Source organism: Bacillus sp. JJ1609 (assembly GCF_036967045.1).
GTDB lineage: Bacteria > Bacillota > Bacilli > Bacillales > Cytobacillaceae > Mesobacillus.
Genome location: NZ_JBALSS010000029.1, coordinates 1 through 17,175, shown reverse-complemented (window position 1 = coordinate 17,175; position 17,175 = coordinate 1). Strand labels below are relative to the sequence as shown.

Genomic DNA, 17,175 nt, shown 5'->3' with positions numbered 1-17,175 from the left:
CCTGTGTAGCTCTCTAAACCTCTTGCTAAGAATGGATTAAAAATGCATTGTTTATTAATACTTAGAAATTCTAGATAGGATTCCAGCTCTTTTAATTCATTTAAACCTTGCCTTACCTCTTCATTTTGTTCGGAAAAAGATTTAAAATAGCTGAGAGTTGAATTCCTTTCATCAGTTAAAAACTGTTTAATTAACATTATCGTTGAATTTGATAATCCTTGATCATTAAGTTCGGAAATAACAGCTCCTAATCCAACTTTTTCAAGCTTATCTAGAATTAAAACTACTTTATTAATTTTTTGAGATTCTGTACCAAATACATCAAGCATTCCAGTTAGTAATTTTCGATTGTTGTATTGGATCGATACCTTTAAATTAAGCTTTCTAAATGCATCCAACGCCATAACCATTAATTCAGCTTCGGCTATTTGTGAATCTACACCTACAATATCAACATCACATTGTGTAAATTCTCGAAACCTTCCTGTTTTAATTGGTCCATCTCTAAATACTTTACCAATTTCATATCGCTTAAAAGGCATCTTAAGCGTCGGGTTCATTGCAACAACTTTTGCAAACGGTATAGTGAGATCATATCGTAAAGCTAAGTCTCTTTCACCTCTATCAGTTAATGTATACATTTCTTCTAATATTTCAGCCCCACCACCGTATTTAGAAGCAAGTAGTTCCGTGTAATTTAATATAGGTGTTTCCAATGGTTTACATCCGTATTGGATGAATACGTCTTCTAATGTTCTTCTAATGTCTCTTCTAATAACTTCAGCATTCGGTAAGTAATCTTGTGTACCCTTTACATTTTGATAATCCATTTTCTTCATTTTTATTACCTCCAAAGTTTTTTATAAAAATAAAAAACCGCACTTGATTTAAGTGTTTAACTTAATCAAATACGGTTTAATGATAAATAGCCCTCCTATTTACGATTTTTACAAATCGAATAGTAAGGCTACAAGATATGATGATGTAGTTGTGAGAAAGAGAAATTTGTCTTCTTGAATGAACGCATATATACTCACCTCTAATTTCCATTAAATGTATCATATTGCAATTTAGTTTTCAATAACTTTCTTGAACTAACCTGCTCCGTTTGTTCAATAACAACTTCAACAGGCGTTAATCCTTCCTTGATCAACTTACCCGTCTGTTTTTCAAGGAATTGTTCTTTTTCACAATGGCAATTACAAAATAGGTAACTAAATATATGAGGGATAAAAAGAGAAATACTATTAAAACCGACAGTAAAAATTTATCTTGATGCCATATTGTTCCACAACAATTAATTCCATAAAAATAAGGTAGTGGCGGGTCAATTTTTACCCACGTTAATTCTACAAATTCTATCGGATAACCTATTTCCATAGGAAAGCTCTTTTCTAACTTGTCATATGTATTTATCATTTTACCGTCAAAGAAAGCAGTAGAGTAAACAAAAATGCACGAGATAAACAGCATAAATGTTAGAACTACTAACTTCTTTATAATAAATCTCACTTCTTAACCACCTCTATAAAACATTTCTATCATACTTTTTGCACAGTTATTGAAGAAACCTGCCCCGTTTGTTCAATAAAGAATAATAAAAAAGGCCGCCAATCCTACTTGGATCAACGCACCCATTAATTCAATTAACCATAAAATCCCATTAAATTTAATAATGTAACCCCGAAAATAGTCACAAAAACCCCCACTATCATAGATAATGTTGTAGTTCTAAATTTTTTAGTATCTATCCAGACAGTAATCCCAATAATAAATGTAAATATGAAACCGAAAAATAATGATGCGAAAGGATTAGTAGGTGTAATCCAATCATACCAACTAAGAAAATCCATTATTTTCATCTCCAATTCCAATTTAAAATCATTTTTAAAAAACAAATCACATTCTACAATCCTGCCTTTTTAGCTGAATAACCTTTTTATCTATATTAACATAAATTACCATAAGACTATCTGTTTAAGTATTGAAAATTACAATAATTTAAAAACCCCATATATAACGCCTTGTCTTCTAGTAAAAAAAAAGGCCGAAGGAGCCTTATCTTATTAAACTAACCTGCCCCGTTTGTTCAATAAGGAATTATAAAAAAAGGCCGCTAATTCTTCCAGGATCAACGCATCCGATAGTTGAAGAAAGAACCTCCTATTGATTTGTTATGATTAATTTTCGTGTTTTAACATCGTATATTTTATAACTAATTTCAAACATATGGTCTTTTGTAACTGTGACCTCACAATAATAAGGAATTGACTTTCCATAAGCATCAAGTGCAGGAATATCTCTGAAGGTAAATATTTCATCTGAATCGAGTATTCTAAAGCTCGCTTCAGATGAACGAGCTGATGAATCTATGTCGATAACACATTTCCCTGCGACGACATCATATTCCTTAAGAACCATATATTTTATGCTTGGGAGAGTAATGGCTAAAAATAAAACACCAAGTAAAAAGATTCCTAAGCTCTTACCTACATTTAATATTGAATAATCCTTGTTACTATACATAGCACTAAAGATAAACATTGCCCCTAAAACAAACAAGACTCCAAGTATGAGTAATAAATAATACAAGAAGATTTCTTGATTTCCCAATTTAAATCCCTCTTTTAGCTTAATCAAAACTTGAATGATTTTGTATAATTTTATACGACTTAATTGTAAAGAAGGTTTCACATTGTTTTACTAACCTGCCCCTTTAGTTCGATAAGGAATTCAACAAAAAGGCCGCTAATCCTTCTTGAATCAACGCACCAGTTTGTTTAAGTACAATTATTAACAATCTTCATCATAAAAAATATGATGAAATCTTTTTTAATACTATTACTTATTATGACAAAATTCTCATATACTTCTTTCAAAACAATGTTATGCTGTAGCTGAATAGGTGATTATGGATGCCCTGTTGCAATATTTCTTCACAAAATAACTGTGGGGATTTTTTTACTGTTTTAAGATGAAGAAATACGTTGATATTAGAATGGGGTGCTGTGTTGAAAAAAACGCATTATAAAAAGATCAATGACCTTAAATACCTTACCGAGGGACATATATTGTATATTTTCGAGAACGTAGAAGAGTATATAAAAAATGTAGTGGACTTTGTTATTAGCGGTTTGGAACAGAATCAATATATCATAATAATAGAAAATGACCGTATAAATCTAATGTTAAAAAACAGGCTTGCACTGATGTTGAGCAAAAGCCAATTAAATAAAGTATTCATCATCAATAATTTTGATTTTTATTATGCTATGGGAGATTTTCGATGTAATTCAATCTTTGAATATCTCCCGAAATTAATTGAAGGTTATCCTAAAGAGGGAATTGCTGTCCGAAGTTGGGCTCACGTAGAATGGGGAGATGAAGGTGAAGTGCATAAAAAATTATTAACCTCTGAAAAAGAAGCTGATGTAATTGTAAGTGAAAAAAGACTTCTCTCTGTTTGTGCCTACGATTCACATAGGGTCAGTGAAGAACTTAAAGGAAGCCTTATCAATCGGCACACCTTTCTTTTAAATGATCTGGGCAATAAACAAGAAAAATTGGTGCCAGAATCAACTACTCGATAGAAGGGCTTTAGAGAAGAATATTATCAAAAATACGCTAAGAAGTGTAATAAAGGAGGACACCTAAAGGTTTCTTCCTTTATTTTTTTTGATAAAATTATTGTTCAATCTTATCACTAATGTATTTTAATTTTTCATATGGATTTTATATTCCTTATTCAACTAACCTGCCCCGTTTGTTCAATAACAAGTTCAACGAAAAGTGCCCTAATCCTTTTGGATCAAAACACCCCTTTGTTCAATAACTATCTTCTATCGAAAACCTCGGAGGATTCCAAAAATTTAATCCCTGACAAATAATAAGTCTATCCAGCCATAATTCAAAACTTAATTTTAAACTATAAGCAACTCCACAAGGCTCACATGCATTACGATGCATTAAACAATACTTATCCCCATTTTTAAACCTATTACAATCCAATAAAATTTCTTCTCCGTAATAGTATCCTATTATTATCCATCCTGATGGGAAATCACCTAACATATCTTGATAATTCTCTAAAACTAACACAATATCATAAAAATAACATTCTCCACCAAATTTAACATCATCGAAAAAGGAAGCGCCATTATGTAAAAGCAGAAACTGCTTATAATCATCTGGCAACGAAAGTCCTGATTAGCTAGATGGCAGGTACACTCTCCATTCTCTCCAGGCTTCCATATATTCGTTTAGGTCGTGAGGATGAACCTTTATACAAACCCCAATGCGTGTATATAATTGGAAAAGAACTTCATCCAAAAGCCTCTCCTTGCTTAAGGAAGAGTTACCGTTCCATAACGAAAACGAGGTCATAAGTGTACTTATATCTAGACTATCAGGAGAAGAGCAGAAGGCGTAAGTAAAATCATATATTCTTGGACCGATTAAAGGGGATGGATCAATAACTCCTTTTAATTCATTAGCAGAGTATACAAAATTATGTACTCCAGTATCACCGTGAAGATAATACTTTTCTTCTTGGTTATGATATTTACTTAAGGCATTGACCACAAATGCCACTCTTCTATGGTCCTCACTTGGAAGAAAATCGCCTATATTCTCTTTTGCAGACTCTAAACTAATTTGGTTAAACTCTGACCAGTATTTTCTTTTTGTCCCATTTATCCTGCCCCAAGGAATTTCCTGGTCTACCTTTTGATATTGATTGAATAGCTCCTGTATTAAATGTGCCATCCATTTCAATTTAGAACCACGATTAAAGTGGGTTTCTCCAGAAACATATGAGTAGACGATGAATCCTTTTTTATCGTCGTTATAAAATACATTTGGCAACAACAGTACATCTTGATAAGCAAAAAGGAAGTCCTTAGTAGAATTTATTATTGATGGATGGTCAATTTTCACAACATAGGTTGGGGTATTTTCAACATAGAGTGTATATAAAACACCGTTGGTTGTTCCGCTTTTCAAAGCCTTAAATTCCAAACCATTGTTCTTTATCATACTTTTATTATTAAGAATATCTATAATCTCATTTATCTTTACCATCTATTACTCCTCTTTAGTTTCCATAGTTAACTACTAGTTAAGGTATTCGATATCTTATTCAACTATCCTGCTCCGTTTGTACAATACGGAGTTCAATAAAAAAGGCGGTTAATCCTTCAAAAGTAACGAATTTTTTAAAAGTATCGTCTAAAATTATGGAGGGTGATACTATGATAAACAAACCTAAGTTAATTGTTATATTCTTGTTACTTTTACTAACTGCATGCCAACAAAACAGTTCTGGGGAATCCTATGCTGCAATGTTGAAACTATATGACAAACTGTATTACTTTAATGCGAAGGTAGCTGAAGGTGATGTGGAGTTAGGCGAGAAGATAGGTGAAATTTCCAAAAGAGTTCCCCCTGATGTTATACCAGAGAAGAACTTTCAATCCAACTATTTAAATGAAGGTGAAGAAATATATTCTTCCGTAGAAAAGGATATTGTTTTTGTAAAAAGAAATGGTGGTAGGATCGAAAAGTTCAAAACAACTGAATGATATTTTTATAAATACAAATATTGGTTGCCTTAATAAAAAAAAGAGAATAAGAGAGGAAAAGAAAAATGCTTAAGAAAATTAATATATTTATCATCATTATACTCCTTATTATATTAACTGGTTGCATCCCAAACAAAACAACACTTGTTGGCCCGGTCAACATGAATGAAGAGCTCGTAAATTCTGCAAGGATTATCCAAGACACAAGTGAAGGTAGAATTCTTGTTGATAGTACCTACTATTCAATCGATAAGGCTGTAATTGGTACGACTTCTGGTAAAAAAATTACTGCCAAAGATCTTCAATCCGGGAGCCTTATTAATTTAAAAACGACAGGAGAGATAATGGCATCCTTCCCGGGACAAGGGGAAGCAACTAGGGTCATCCTCTATGATGACAAGAAAAGCCAGGAAATAAGCGAAGCGGTTCGTTACATCCTCGAACATCAACCTATGGGAGAAATCATTTCGCCATCTTTACAAAAAATAACGGATGATAAACTAATCATTCATTTTTTCGAATGGACTACAAACGGGAAAAAATACGAAGCCACTCTTAATCTGAAAGATAAGGATTTAAAAGTAATAGAGATCAAAAATGAGTTTGCCGAGAAGTTAAAAGAAGAACAGGAGAAAGCGTTCAATAGTAAAAAAGATTTTATGTACGCTGGGTACATTACGAAGGTGTTACCAAACGGATTCCGTATCAACAGAGTAGATTTTACTTTTGACAAGTCGATCATTTTTAAAAACCAAAAAGGAGAAAGTCTAAAATTAGAAAATTTTCAGGTCGGAGATTACGTGACAGCGTACCATTCCCGAACCTCAACAGAGACATTTCCGTTTAAAGGAACACTTTATCAACTAGAACAACTCATGAATAACTCGCCATCTACAGATTGGGTAAAGTCGTTAACTGAAAGTGGCCAATTTATTGAACCTGTCATCATGGATAACTGGCAGGAGCAAGACGGCACTAAAACGGTGAAAATTATTGATATAAAGAAAACCAAGAGGTTCCTATACATCGTGAATTACAATCATAAAACAGGAAAACAAACCGTCCAAGAGATTCCGAATAAATAGAAAAAAGTGACAGACAAAATTATATGTCTGTCACTTTCACCACATATTTACAGGTGGTCGGTAACCTTTCTTCAACTAAACTGCCCCATTACTTCAATAAGAAAAAAAGCATTCTTAATTAAAGAATGCCCCTTTTAGTTTAAGTGTGGCCTTCCACTAAATATTACCTTTATATATATTTCTTACCAGTGTACTTGAAGTTTATTGCCATTTAAATCAAAAAAGTGAAAAAAGGCATGTCCATTATCCTCTTTTATATCCTCAACCTTAACACCATTTTCAATAAGGTGTGTATGAAATTTAGATAATTCAGGACTAGTAAAACCAATGCTAAAGGCTGGGGCATTACCAATTGTAAAATGTGCAAATGTATCATCTTCAGTAGGAACTAAGATAAGTAAAAAAGGTCCCTCATTAACTTTTATAATGGCAAATGGATCCTCAGTAATGGTTAATAATTGAAGCCCTAATATATCTCTATACCATTGTGCAGACTGCTCTAAATTTTTTATCGGAATTCTAATATAATGTACTTGTTCAATAAATGAATTACTCATAAACTACCTCTCCTTTATTTAGTATTGTTTATCAAGTAATTCCCTTTTCATATCCCTTTTCCCTTCCGATTTATTGAACTAACCTGCAACGTAAGCTCAATAAGAATTTCAACAAAAAAGGCGGTTAATCCTTCCTGGAACAACGCACCCGTTAGCTGAATAATTAAACTTTTTTTACCATCCGTACTTGTTTTAAGATATGTCCATCGAACTCTAAATCAGACTCTTTAACTATTTCGAAACCTTTAGCTTCATAAAAGTTCATGCCAATCGTATTATCTTTTTCGACGTTTATATAAATTTCTTTTATACCTTTTAATTCTTTAACCGCTTGTTGTATCAAAGCAGTACCTATCCCTTTACCTTGGAATTCTGGATAAAGATAAATAGCCGCCAATTCGACCTTTCCACCATCCCTTACTGTGGAATAGTTTGCAAAACCGACAACTTTCCCCTCAACTTCTGCAACATAAACAATAGAACGTTCTATACGCTGTTTCATACTTTCATCACTGTAATTTGATTTTAAGAAGTTATTTTGTACTTCTAAGGGAATTATACCCTCATATGTTGCATTCCAAGTTGTTTTCGCTATGCTTTGAACTTGTTTTGTATCTTCGTAGTGAATCTTACGAATGGTAATATTCATATAAAGCTCTCCTTTTAATACGTCTGTATAAAATAATTAGACTAAAAGTATAAATTCCTTCTTCAACTCTACTGCCCCGTTAGTTGAAGATGAAAAAAGAGCTGTACTCGCAGCTCCCGATTTTGACTAAAGCACCCGTTACAAATATAATCAAAACTTTTAGACTATTTTGCTCTCTGTTCTGTTTAGAATTCTCTTTATATTTTGTCGATGAAGAATGACTATCGATACGCTTATTAGTAGAGAAAGTCCTATGATAACTTTATCTTCAAATATTAGACTGTAAATAAATAACGTTATACCAGCCAACATTGAACTTAGTGATACATACTTAGTAAATAACAAAGTTAGTACAAACACAACAAACCCAACCAAAACACCTAAAGGTGTCAAAAATAAAAAAACTCCCGTTGCTGTCGCAACAGCTTTTCCACCTTTAAAATTAGCAAATACAGAAAATATGTGTCCTAATATAGCCAATAAACCACAAGCAATAGGGTTAATCGTAGAACTAAGTATTAGCGGAAGTAATCAAGCAAGTGTACCTTTTAATATATCAGCAATTGCAACAATTACTCCTGCTTTTATACCTAACACTCTATAAGCATTAGTTGCTCCAAGATTTCCACTACCATAATCACGAATATCTTTCTTATAAAACATTTTACCAACTATCAAAGCAAATGAAATTGAGCCTATTAAATAACTTAAAATCAGAGTTAAAATGTTCAAAGTAGTATTATCTCCTCACTTAGTTTGTTATTTTAAGTATTTCTATTTGTTGTATATTTTTTCCTGAAAACCTTCTTGCGTTAAATTGCCCCTTTAGTACAATAAGAAAAGCTGCCACAATGACAGCTTTGATTCTATTTATCGTTCTTCTTTGAAAATATTCCTAAATACTTCAATTACATCAATGATTAATGGAATAGCACAGGTTACACAAATAACTAATCCAAGATAACGAAAGACTGCTTCGTTATCATCCATCCAATAAAAGACAAGGGTATGGGGGCTATTAATAATACCAATCCAATAATAAATCCATAAAAAAGTGCTCTCTGTCTATCCACTATCAATTTCCCTCTATCCATAAATTATTTTAATTCTATGATATTCTCCTTTTTTCGGAAAAATCCTTCTTCAACAAAACTGCCCCGTTAGCATAATAAGAAATTCAACAAAAAAGGCGGTTAATCCTGCTGGATCAACGCACCCGTAAGTACTTTCTAGTGTATTTCCGCTTCCCTGGACAACATTACTGGATTCTAGGTCAACTCCGGCAGCTCGAATACTTGACGCAATTCAATCTGACCTTCCCCATGTCCTTGCGGGTCGGGCATCCGCATGGCCCACTCGATGGCTTCTTCCCTCGACTCCACATCAATCAGAATGAACCCGGCAATCAATTCTTTCGATTCCGTAAATGGGCCATCCGTAACAACAGGCTTTTCCATTGGTTTCGGATACGAAATGCGAATTCCATTTGAACTTGGATGAAGTCCTTTGGCCATAACCCGAACGCCTGCCTTAACTAATTCCTCATTGTACTTCGTCATGGCTTCTATGAGCTCAGGGCTCGGGAGATTTCCGGCTTCCGAATTCTTCGAGGCTTTGACAATCAACATAAACAGCATTAAAATCCCCTCCTTTTTTAGAGGCAAATCCCCTTTTATTTCTTCTTCAACTAACCTGCCCCGTTTGTTTAATAAGGAATTCACCATAAAAAAAGCGAATATAAATAAGTCTTCACTTAACCTTTAAATAAAAAGATGAATATAGATATTGCTAATAAAGATTGAACCGAGAGTATTATAAATTTTTTCTGGCGATTAAGTTTATCGATTCTTTTTGTCGTAACACCTGACAGCCAGGCCGCCACTAGCGGTACGACCGTTAACCCCAGAAACATAAAGATAACCATTGCTTTATCTTCATCTACATCCATAAACAGGTCAAGAACTAAAAATGGTGACATAATTAGCACTGCCCAATAAATAATAAAATTTGATATGCCGCTTATAATAATTGTTGTCAACTTTTTCAATTCCCCCACACCCTGCCTATTTCATTTGTATGCTTTTTTACTTCAATGAGACAGTAGGATTTTCCTTGTTCAGGTATACTGCAGCACTGGATCAAAATGGACAATCACTAATTAACTATCTACTCCAACTTCTTTAAAATCCATACTTGCATTTGATTTCCACCTTTGAAACTTTTATTAGATATATCCTACTTTATTCCTGTCTTATTAAGCTAACCTGCCCCTTTAGCTCAATAATGATTTCAAGAAAAAAGGCGGTTAATCCTTCCTGGATCAGCACACCCGTTAGTTAAATAACTACACTTCTTCATAAACAGTAATAAACAGTTGTTCATCGTACTACTTAAAAACGTGTACAGCTATATTTCGTTTAGGAAAATTTTGTTTAAAGGACATCGACCAAAAATGTTTCAGAACTTCTCCAAGGACTTGAACTTGTGCATCCTCATCTTCATTTTCATTTCTATTAATGTGAAAGAAGTCATTTACTTCGTATAAATTCATCATTTTTTCAATAGAAGTCTTGTCATCTTTAAACTCTTCTTTCCAACTTTCAAGTAACTCTTTTTGGTATTTATCTTTTAAAATTAAGCAGCCGTCAACTTCCAATAATTGAGGGCTAAAAAATTTTGCAAAGCCTAAAGCGGTTTGTAAATCTGCTTTCAAATTAACGTAACTCCACCAATTAAATGAATTAGGATTTGCTTTTTTCCATTCTTGGTATTCTTTAATTAAATCATCATTGAATAAATTCATATTTTACCTCTGTTGTATAGACGCAATTTTTATTAGCCTAATCAAAATTAATTCAACAAATAATTCGTTTGACCTTCTTCAATTAACCTGCCCCGTTTGTTTAATAAGGAATTCAACAACAAAGCACCCGCTTGTTTAAGAACATTATTTCAAAATCATGTTTTTCTATTTAAGTTTTATTTTGGAATTACCGGAACCCAAAGTTCGTTTCTTGGTTTATGCTTGGGTGGATAATAACATTCGATACAAGGTATATCAGCCAGTTCATATCCAGAAGTCGGAACCCATTCTGTGTATAATCGCTTCCAAGCATTCGCTATACCTAGAAATACAGCCCAAGTCCTGTGAGTAATAGAGAGTGTTTCCATATCACTTGGGATCTCTTCATCATATCGGACCCCCATAAAGTATGTAAATTCTTCATCCATAATGGCCGCCTCTTTTCCACAAACGCCCAAAAGACTTTCAAGTGTGCATTTTGGTTCTTCCCAGGACATATCAATCAATTGTTGCATAAATCCATCTTTTTTGGCACCACTCCAAAGAGTGGGAATTGTTTTAAAGGCTCTACTCGTTTTGACTACCTTACCTTTACCTATAACTTTTAAATCAAAATCAAGATTCTCAATTCGATACTCCATTATGGTATCCCCTTTTATTGAAATTTGAAAGGAAATTCTAGGAAAGGCTTTTAATTTTACCTCTTGATTACGAGCTTCGGAAGGTTTAATTCCATGAGTCTTTTGAAAAGCACGGGAAAAAGAATCAGCGGACTCATAGCCATATTTTAAGGCTACGTCTATAATTCGGATGTCACTTTTTTGAAAATCAAATGCAGCAAGTGTTAAGCGTCTCCGTCTGATATATTCAGATAGAGATATTCCAGAAATAGATGAAAACATCCTTGGAAAGTGATACTCGGAACTATGAGCTACTTGTGCAATTTTTTTATAATTTATATCCTCCTCTAGATTGTTTTCAATGTAATCCAAAGCACTATTCATTCTATCTATCCAATCCATTTTTCCTCTCCTTCCACTTATATAATTTATAGCAAAAGGTATTTATTTGTCCGATATTTCATGCACAAATATGTCGGATTATTTCCTTGCCACTGACTTATTCAAATTCCCTTTGAGAAATTTCCTTCTTGCGCTAAACTACTCCGTTTTTTCAACAATGGTGCTTCCTGTATTTTTCGGGTGAGTTGTATAGGACCTATTCATTTAATATCCAACTCCGAAGCCTGGGTCTGAAATTATAAATGCTATGTACAATAAGACAAGTGTAATAATTGTTAGTAATGTTAATTTGTACTTTTCCATTTCCATTTCAACACCTCTATTAAATTAGCTTAATAGATGACTTAGTATAATTAACCATGTTTGTTAGTTATTTTATAATTTCTCTTTACCAAGTCTAAATTTCTATAAAACTGGCAAGAATACCTTCTAGTATCCTAATTAATGGGAGGGATTTGTTTGTTACTATCAACTGCTTGGAAATCCTACGAAGCAGATAAACGTATTGAAGGGTTCTCCCCCTATACCTTAAAAGCATATGGTATTCAGGCAAAGCTGCTTATAAAATATTTTAAGGACCCAATTATTGATACCTTTAATACTGAAGGATTAAAGAAATATCTTGTTACTCAAGGCAAGGATTTAAAACCCTCACGTTTGGCCCATAGAATTCGGTTTATCAAATCTTTGTTTCGCTGGTGTCACGAGGAAGGCCATTTAACCATTAATCCAGCAGCAAAGATCAAGGAACCTAAAGCCGGCAAGAGAATACCAAAGTTTCTATCGGAAAGGGAGATCGAACTTTTACGTGAAGCCTGTCTCAGTCCTATGGAAAAGGCACTATTCGAATTTATGTTTTCTACTGGCTGCAGAATCGGAGAAATCGCTGCACTTGATCGCAATTGCATTAATTGGTCTAACCGTTTTGCCATCGTCAGGGGAAAGGGTGACAAGGAACGTGAAGTGTATTTTACTATTCGGGCAGAGTTATGGCTTAAGCGATACATTGATAGCCGCCAGGATAAAGATCCGGCCATTTTTGTAACAGAGAGACAGCCACACAGGATGAGTATTGCACAGATGAGGTATTACATTAAGAAAATCTCAGCGCGTGCCGGCATAGATAAGGAGATTCATCCTCACCAACTCAGACACAGCTACGCCACTCATTTATTAAACAATGGAGCACCAGTAGAAGTCATTCAAAGCCTTTTGGGGCACGAGAAAAGCGAAACTACTAGGATTTATGCTCAACTGAGCGGAAGGCTCAGACAGGAGTTTTACCAAAAATATTTCTAATAAGCGAAGAAGCAACGCGAATTATGCGTTGCTTCTGTACTCTTGCACCCATTAGTTTAAGTAAAATATTTCACAATCTATCTATTTGAGTTCATTCCAAGTTATTATTTCAACATTACCAATTTCGACTTCTCCGAGGCTTAAAAAATGTGGGACGTAGTGAAACAACCCGAATCTATTGCCTTTTCTACTTTCATCTCTGTAATATTCTGATGTAGCAGATGGTATCCCTGTAAGTTCTTTATAATCATCAATATCCACTATCTTAATTTGATCTTCCTCGATAGGTTCCGCTGGACCTTTATAGTTATCTTTGGAGTAATGATAGATAGCGTTTTTATTGTTTTTTAGATTTTGAATAGGAATTTTAAAAAAGGGTTGTTTTTCTTTAGTCTTAATTTCTAAAGCTGTGATTGCCCGATAAACGTAATGAGGATGCAAAGGTAGGAAATGTAAAACATCATTCCATAAACAATTTAGTTTTGGAACTTGTTTGCTAAGCAGTTTGGATCTCTCAGGATGGTCAAAATACTTTTTAATATATATTTCATACAATTGAGGATAGGGATTCTTCAAAGAATTTAAGGGAATCAATTTGTCTCCTTCCATATCATTCGGTACCATATGATATACATATTGTTTCATAAACAACACCTCCTATTCAAACCAAATTCTAGATTCACCCTTTATTTTCCTGTCACGTAATGACACTTGATAAAACAAAAAAACAGCTTAATCAGCTGTTCGAAAAATATCTGTACTCCTTACATAACCATATATCAGGATTGTACTGTCTTCTTTTACAAAGGGAATCTTGAGTCTTTTGAGCAATTGAATGAATTCGTCTGCGTAATCTGTTACTTTAGTTTCCAACAGCAGTCCTTTGGAGCTCTTGACTTTCAGATTTACTCTAATCCATTCTACGGCAAAAAAAGGATGAAGATCTACCTCCCAATCCCCCGAATACCAATTTTCTTCTCCAAAATCTTCAGGGTGAGCGTAATCATCAAGTAAAAACTTAACCTGAAAAGAAGGGGTTATTGGGAATTCTTCCTTAATAGCCGATTGTAATCCCCTCCATTTTGTATTATTCATTACGGAACTTAACTGCCGTTCATTTATCACTTTTTGAACCTTAATCTTGTAGTCTTCCACTTAAACAACTCCCTCCTTATTTAGTTAACCTGCCCCGTTTGTTGATTAAGAGTGATTGCATATATCACTCGTTATGAAAAGAATCCCACTTCATTTCCATTCGTTTATACCGAAGTTTGAAATAGCCCCAAGTATCTTCTCCGAAATTCCAAGGAAAGCCCTCAAATGTCTGTTCGAAAAATGATTCGTTTCTATCTTTTATGTCTTCAGTCACAATTGTAAAGTCATTAATTAACTTTAATAGTGGAATTGCAACATAAGTACAATCTCTATCATAGTCTCTAAATTGTTTTTGAACGTGTGAACAATCATAATAACCCGACTCTAATACCTCGAAGTCATAAAAAACTAATACAACTTCTATTGTTTCCCATTCAGTGCCATATGGATTTAGAGGGTGTTCTTTCAGAATTACAAGACCTTCGAATGTTAAGTGGAGATTGTTATTTTCAACTTTGACTTTTTCTATATAAACGGACTGCCACTCAATATTTTCAAAACAATTTTCTGATATGTATTTTGGCATTTCTTTCAGTCCTTTTTATTACTATAATACCACCTTGTTGAACAAACCTGCCCCGTTAGTGAAACTAAAGCTATCCACTATGGATTTCAAAACAAAAGTATCCAAAAGGTAAATGCTCTTCTTTTAAGTCCATTTCCGATTTTGCAATATCCATCATTTTGAGTAAAAGTTCATTTAAAGTATCTTTATATTTTTGAAGAGCATTTTTAAAATAATCCACATCATTATTTTGGCATAAAGGATAAAGTATCGCCCCTAGTCTCAAGTCACTAAGTGCTCTAGGTGTATCAATGGGGTCAAGACATTTTAAGATATGCATTAATTAGCTCTTTATTCTTCAACTAACCTGCTTCGTTCAATAAGATGTTCAACAAAAAAGGTGGATAATCCTTCCTGTATTAACCCACCCATTTGTTTAATAATTACTTAATTGATTATCCTTCAACAATTGCTAGGTATTTCAAAATTTCTCCTTCTAATTCAACGATTAAAATATCTCCTCTTTCCGTGGCTGAGAAAATCTTTGCCCCAACTGGAAGTTTATTCGCCGTTTCATCTTTGAAATCAGTATTAGTATCATTTCTTGTTTTTATTTCACCGATTTGAACGTCTTTTGTTAAAGACAATTCTTCAACCCAATCGATATTAGTTTTGTAGATTACTCCATCATATTGAAAAATATCAGCATTAGGGTCCAATGTTAAAACTTCTTCAGCATCAATACTATCAATTGATACTCCCGTTGTTTCGCCTCCATTCGAGCATCCATTAATCGTAAATAATGCTAATGCAATCAAGACATAAAAAAACTTTTGAACCAACGTATTACCCCCTTTATATATAGATGGTTATTCCTCTATCAAAAGCTCCTTCTTCAACTAAACTGCTCCGTTTGTTGAATAAGAAATTCAACAAAAAGGGCGGTCAATCCTTCCAGGATCAACGAACCCATTAATTTAAGTACCTTTTCACAAACCATTAAAATACACTGATTGTTTAAATGGAATTCACTCCATCAATTCATCTATTATGTATATATCCTATGTGACTCTTAGAACAATCTTTCCCTTTGTACGCCCACTTTCAATGTGCTGGTGAGCCTCTACAATCTGTTCCAAGGGATAACATTTTTCAATAACAGGTTTTAACTTTTCTTGTTCCACAAGACTACATAAAAAAGCCAAGTCTCCATCATTGGGTTTTGTAAAATGAATCTTTGCCTTTTTGCTACCTAAAAATGAACCTATCATCACTTGAAACGGATGGTATTTAGGGAAAAATAAGTGTTCAGTAATATAAACACCTTTCTCGGTTAAAGAACGTAAGCAACTGAAAAAGGTTCGCTTACCAACAGCATCCAGAATAACATCGTATTTATTTCTATGATCAGTGAAATCTTCCTTAGTATAATCAAGGACATAATGAGCCCCAAGATCCTTAACCCAGTCTAAATTGGAGGTACTACAAACGGCAGTTACTTCAGCCCCATAGTAATTTGCAAGTTGAACAGCAAAATGCCCTACTCCTCCAGATGCTCCATATATTAAGACTCTTTGTCCTTGCTTTACCTGTGCTACATCTCTCAATGCTTGTAACGCAGTTTGAGCAGCACACGGAATAGCAGCAGCATCTTCAAAAGTTATGTTTTTCGGCATATGACATAGGAAATTCTCACGTGGAGAGACATATTCAGAATGGGACCCGAAGCAACTCCCGAAAACGTGGTCACCCACCTTAAATTTGCGAACATTTTCACCGACAGCCTCAATAGTACCCGCAACATCTATGCCCAGTATGGGATTTTTGGGTTTTGTTAGTCCATTATCCAACCTTGTTGGTAAATAACCCTTTCGGTACAAATAGTCCATAGTATTGACAGATGCACTGTGAACACGAATCAATACCCTGTCTTGTTCCTTGATGGATGGCTTTTCAATATCCTTTATACCCATAACTTCAGGGGGACCGTAGTTACTATAAATTGCTGCTCTCACCTGCATACCTCCATAATAATTCTATTTTAAGGCGTTTATTTAATAGAAACTCTTTCCACTTATTATATGATGTATTTCGAAATATTCGGACTCTTTAACAAAAATTTTTTAAACCTACTCCATTAGTTCAAGATAGCTAACGCACAGAACAACCATCAGAAAAATAAAATATAACATTAACCCAAATATTTTCTCCTTAGAGTCTTTATTTTCAAAGATTAAAGCTGAAGACAGAATTGATCGCTAACGCAAGATATAATCCTTTACGGCACATGGGTTTAATTCTTACTAAATCCTTCTTCCGCTAACCTGCCCCGTTACCTCGATAAGAATTTCAAAAAAAAGGGCGTTAATCCATATTGGATTAACGCACCCTTAAGTATCATAAGGACTAAATCATTTTGAGTCTAGAAATAAGAAAAACGTAACAATCCATATAAGTGCACTACCAAAATCTAATAATAAACGCTTCTTATTTTCTTTTTTTAAATAACTTTCAATCCCAT

The 17,175-nt window shown here is 33.9% G+C and carries 21 protein-coding genes and 1 pseudogene; 4 read left to right on the top strand and 18 right to left on the bottom strand.

Going from position 1 to position 17,175, the window contains the following annotated elements:
• From V7654_RS20050 to V7654_RS20040, 3 genes are all read right to left on the bottom strand, one after another.
• Positions 1-839: ATP phosphoribosyltransferase regulatory subunit (locus tag V7654_RS20050; RefSeq protein ID WP_335432585.1), on the bottom strand; the 839-nt coding region annotated here is incomplete at its 3' end.
• An 807-nt stretch (positions 840-1,646) separates the two neighbouring features.
• Positions 1,647-1,853, bottom strand: a complete 207-nt coding sequence (locus V7654_RS20045; RefSeq protein WP_335432584.1) for a hypothetical protein — start codon at positions 1,851-1,853, stop codon at positions 1,647-1,649.
• Between the two features lie 310 nt (positions 1,854-2,163).
• Positions 2,164-2,613 carry a hypothetical protein gene (locus V7654_RS20040; protein ID WP_335432583.1) on the bottom strand — a complete coding sequence of 150 codons (450 nt, stop codon included), beginning with the start codon at positions 2,611-2,613 and terminating at the stop codon, positions 2,164-2,166.
• 374 nt (positions 2,614-2,987) lie between these two features.
• Between V7654_RS20040 and V7654_RS20035 the strand changes: the two genes are divergently transcribed.
• Positions 2,988-3,590: an MEDS domain-containing protein gene (locus V7654_RS20035; RefSeq protein WP_335432582.1), complete on the top strand. Its 603-nt coding sequence runs from the start codon at positions 2,988-2,990 to the stop codon at positions 3,588-3,590.
• 235 nt (positions 3,591-3,825) lie between these two features.
• On the opposite strand, the gene V7654_RS20030 is transcribed toward V7654_RS20035, so the two are convergent.
• Positions 3,826-4,194 (bottom strand): SMI1/KNR4 family protein, encoded by a 369-nt coding sequence (locus tag V7654_RS20030; RefSeq protein WP_335432581.1) that lies wholly within the window; start codon positions 4,192-4,194, stop codon positions 3,826-3,828.
• A gap of 12 nt (positions 4,195-4,206) precedes the next feature.
• Positions 4,207-5,079, bottom strand: coding sequence for a hypothetical protein (locus V7654_RS20025; protein ID WP_335432579.1), 873 nt, complete (start codon positions 5,077-5,079; stop codon positions 4,207-4,209).
• A 170-nt stretch (positions 5,080-5,249) separates the two neighbouring features.
• On the opposite strand from V7654_RS20025, the gene V7654_RS20020 reads away from it, so the two are divergent.
• Both V7654_RS20020 and V7654_RS20015 read left to right on the top strand, forming a co-directional pair.
• The gene (locus V7654_RS20020) at positions 5,250-5,579 is read left to right on the top strand and encodes a hypothetical protein (RefSeq protein ID WP_335432578.1); all 330 of its coding nucleotides are present in this window, start codon (positions 5,250-5,252) and stop codon (positions 5,577-5,579) included.
• A gap of 65 nt (positions 5,580-5,644) precedes the next feature.
• Complete coding sequence (locus V7654_RS20015; RefSeq protein ID WP_335432577.1) at positions 5,645-6,664, top strand: hypothetical protein; 1,020 nt, start codon at positions 5,645-5,647, stop codon at positions 6,662-6,664.
• A 182-nt stretch (positions 6,665-6,846) separates the two neighbouring features.
• Here V7654_RS20015 and V7654_RS20010 read toward each other — a convergent pair whose 3' ends face one another.
• The 7 genes and pseudogenes from V7654_RS20010 to V7654_RS19980 all read right to left on the bottom strand — a co-directional run bounded on the left by V7654_RS20010 (position 6,847) and on the right by V7654_RS19980 (position 11,695).
• Positions 6,847-7,221, bottom strand: coding sequence for a VOC family protein (locus V7654_RS20010; RefSeq protein WP_335432575.1), 375 nt, complete (start codon positions 7,219-7,221; stop codon positions 6,847-6,849).
• A 163-nt stretch (positions 7,222-7,384) separates the two neighbouring features.
• On the bottom strand, positions 7,385-7,870 hold the full coding sequence (locus V7654_RS20005; RefSeq protein WP_335432574.1) for a GNAT family N-acetyltransferase: 486 nt from the start codon (positions 7,868-7,870) through the stop codon (positions 7,385-7,387).
• Positions 7,871-8,029: 159 nt separating this feature from the next.
• Positions 8,030-8,602: pseudogene (gene plsY / locus V7654_RS20000) on the bottom strand (glycerol-3-phosphate 1-O-acyltransferase PlsY).
• A 536-nt stretch (positions 8,603-9,138) separates the two neighbouring features.
• A complete protein-coding gene (locus tag V7654_RS19995) occupies positions 9,139-9,507 on the bottom strand; it encodes a YciI family protein (protein WP_335432573.1) in 369 nt (122 codons plus the stop codon).
• Between the two features lie 116 nt (positions 9,508-9,623).
• Positions 9,624-9,917, bottom strand: coding sequence for a hypothetical protein (locus V7654_RS19990; protein WP_335432572.1), 294 nt, complete (start codon positions 9,915-9,917; stop codon positions 9,624-9,626).
• A gap of 339 nt (positions 9,918-10,256) precedes the next feature.
• Positions 10,257-10,673 (bottom strand): hypothetical protein, encoded by a 417-nt coding sequence (locus V7654_RS19985; protein WP_335432571.1) that lies wholly within the window; start codon positions 10,671-10,673, stop codon positions 10,257-10,259.
• A 176-nt stretch (positions 10,674-10,849) separates the two neighbouring features.
• Positions 10,850-11,695 (bottom strand): AraC family transcriptional regulator, encoded by an 846-nt coding sequence (locus V7654_RS19980; RefSeq protein ID WP_335432570.1) that lies wholly within the window; start codon positions 11,693-11,695, stop codon positions 10,850-10,852.
• Between the two features lie 459 nt (positions 11,696-12,154).
• Here V7654_RS19980 and V7654_RS19975 point away from each other — a divergent pair, with 459 nt between their 5' ends.
• A complete protein-coding gene (locus V7654_RS19975) occupies positions 12,155-12,994 on the top strand; it encodes a tyrosine-type recombinase/integrase (protein ID WP_335432586.1) in 840 nt (279 codons plus the stop codon).
• Between the two features lie 81 nt (positions 12,995-13,075).
• Here V7654_RS19975 and V7654_RS19970 read toward each other — a convergent pair whose 3' ends face one another.
• From V7654_RS19970 to V7654_RS19945, 6 genes are all read right to left on the bottom strand, one after another.
• Entirely contained in the window at positions 13,076-13,639 is a 564-nt protein-coding gene (locus V7654_RS19970) for a group-specific protein (protein ID WP_335432569.1), read from the bottom strand.
• 87 nt (positions 13,640-13,726) lie between these two features.
• The gene (locus tag V7654_RS19965; RefSeq protein WP_335432568.1) at positions 13,727-14,149 is read right to left on the bottom strand and encodes a DUF6678 family protein; all 423 of its coding nucleotides are present in this window, start codon (positions 14,147-14,149) and stop codon (positions 13,727-13,729) included.
• 64 nt (positions 14,150-14,213) lie between these two features.
• Positions 14,214-14,675 carry a hypothetical protein gene (locus V7654_RS19960; protein ID WP_335432567.1) on the bottom strand — a complete coding sequence of 154 codons (462 nt, stop codon included), beginning with the start codon at positions 14,673-14,675 and terminating at the stop codon, positions 14,214-14,216.
• A 70-nt stretch (positions 14,676-14,745) separates the two neighbouring features.
• The gene (locus tag V7654_RS19955; protein ID WP_335432566.1) at positions 14,746-14,994 is read right to left on the bottom strand and encodes a hypothetical protein; all 249 of its coding nucleotides are present in this window, start codon (positions 14,992-14,994) and stop codon (positions 14,746-14,748) included.
• Between the two features lie 115 nt (positions 14,995-15,109).
• The gene (locus V7654_RS19950) at positions 15,110-15,496 is read right to left on the bottom strand and encodes a hypothetical protein (protein ID WP_335432565.1); all 387 of its coding nucleotides are present in this window, start codon (positions 15,494-15,496) and stop codon (positions 15,110-15,112) included.
• Positions 15,497-15,715: 219 nt separating this feature from the next.
• On the bottom strand, positions 15,716-16,669 hold the full coding sequence (locus V7654_RS19945) for an NAD(P)-dependent alcohol dehydrogenase (protein WP_335432564.1): 954 nt from the start codon (positions 16,667-16,669) through the stop codon (positions 15,716-15,718).
• Positions 16,670-17,175: the final 506 nt, after the last annotated feature.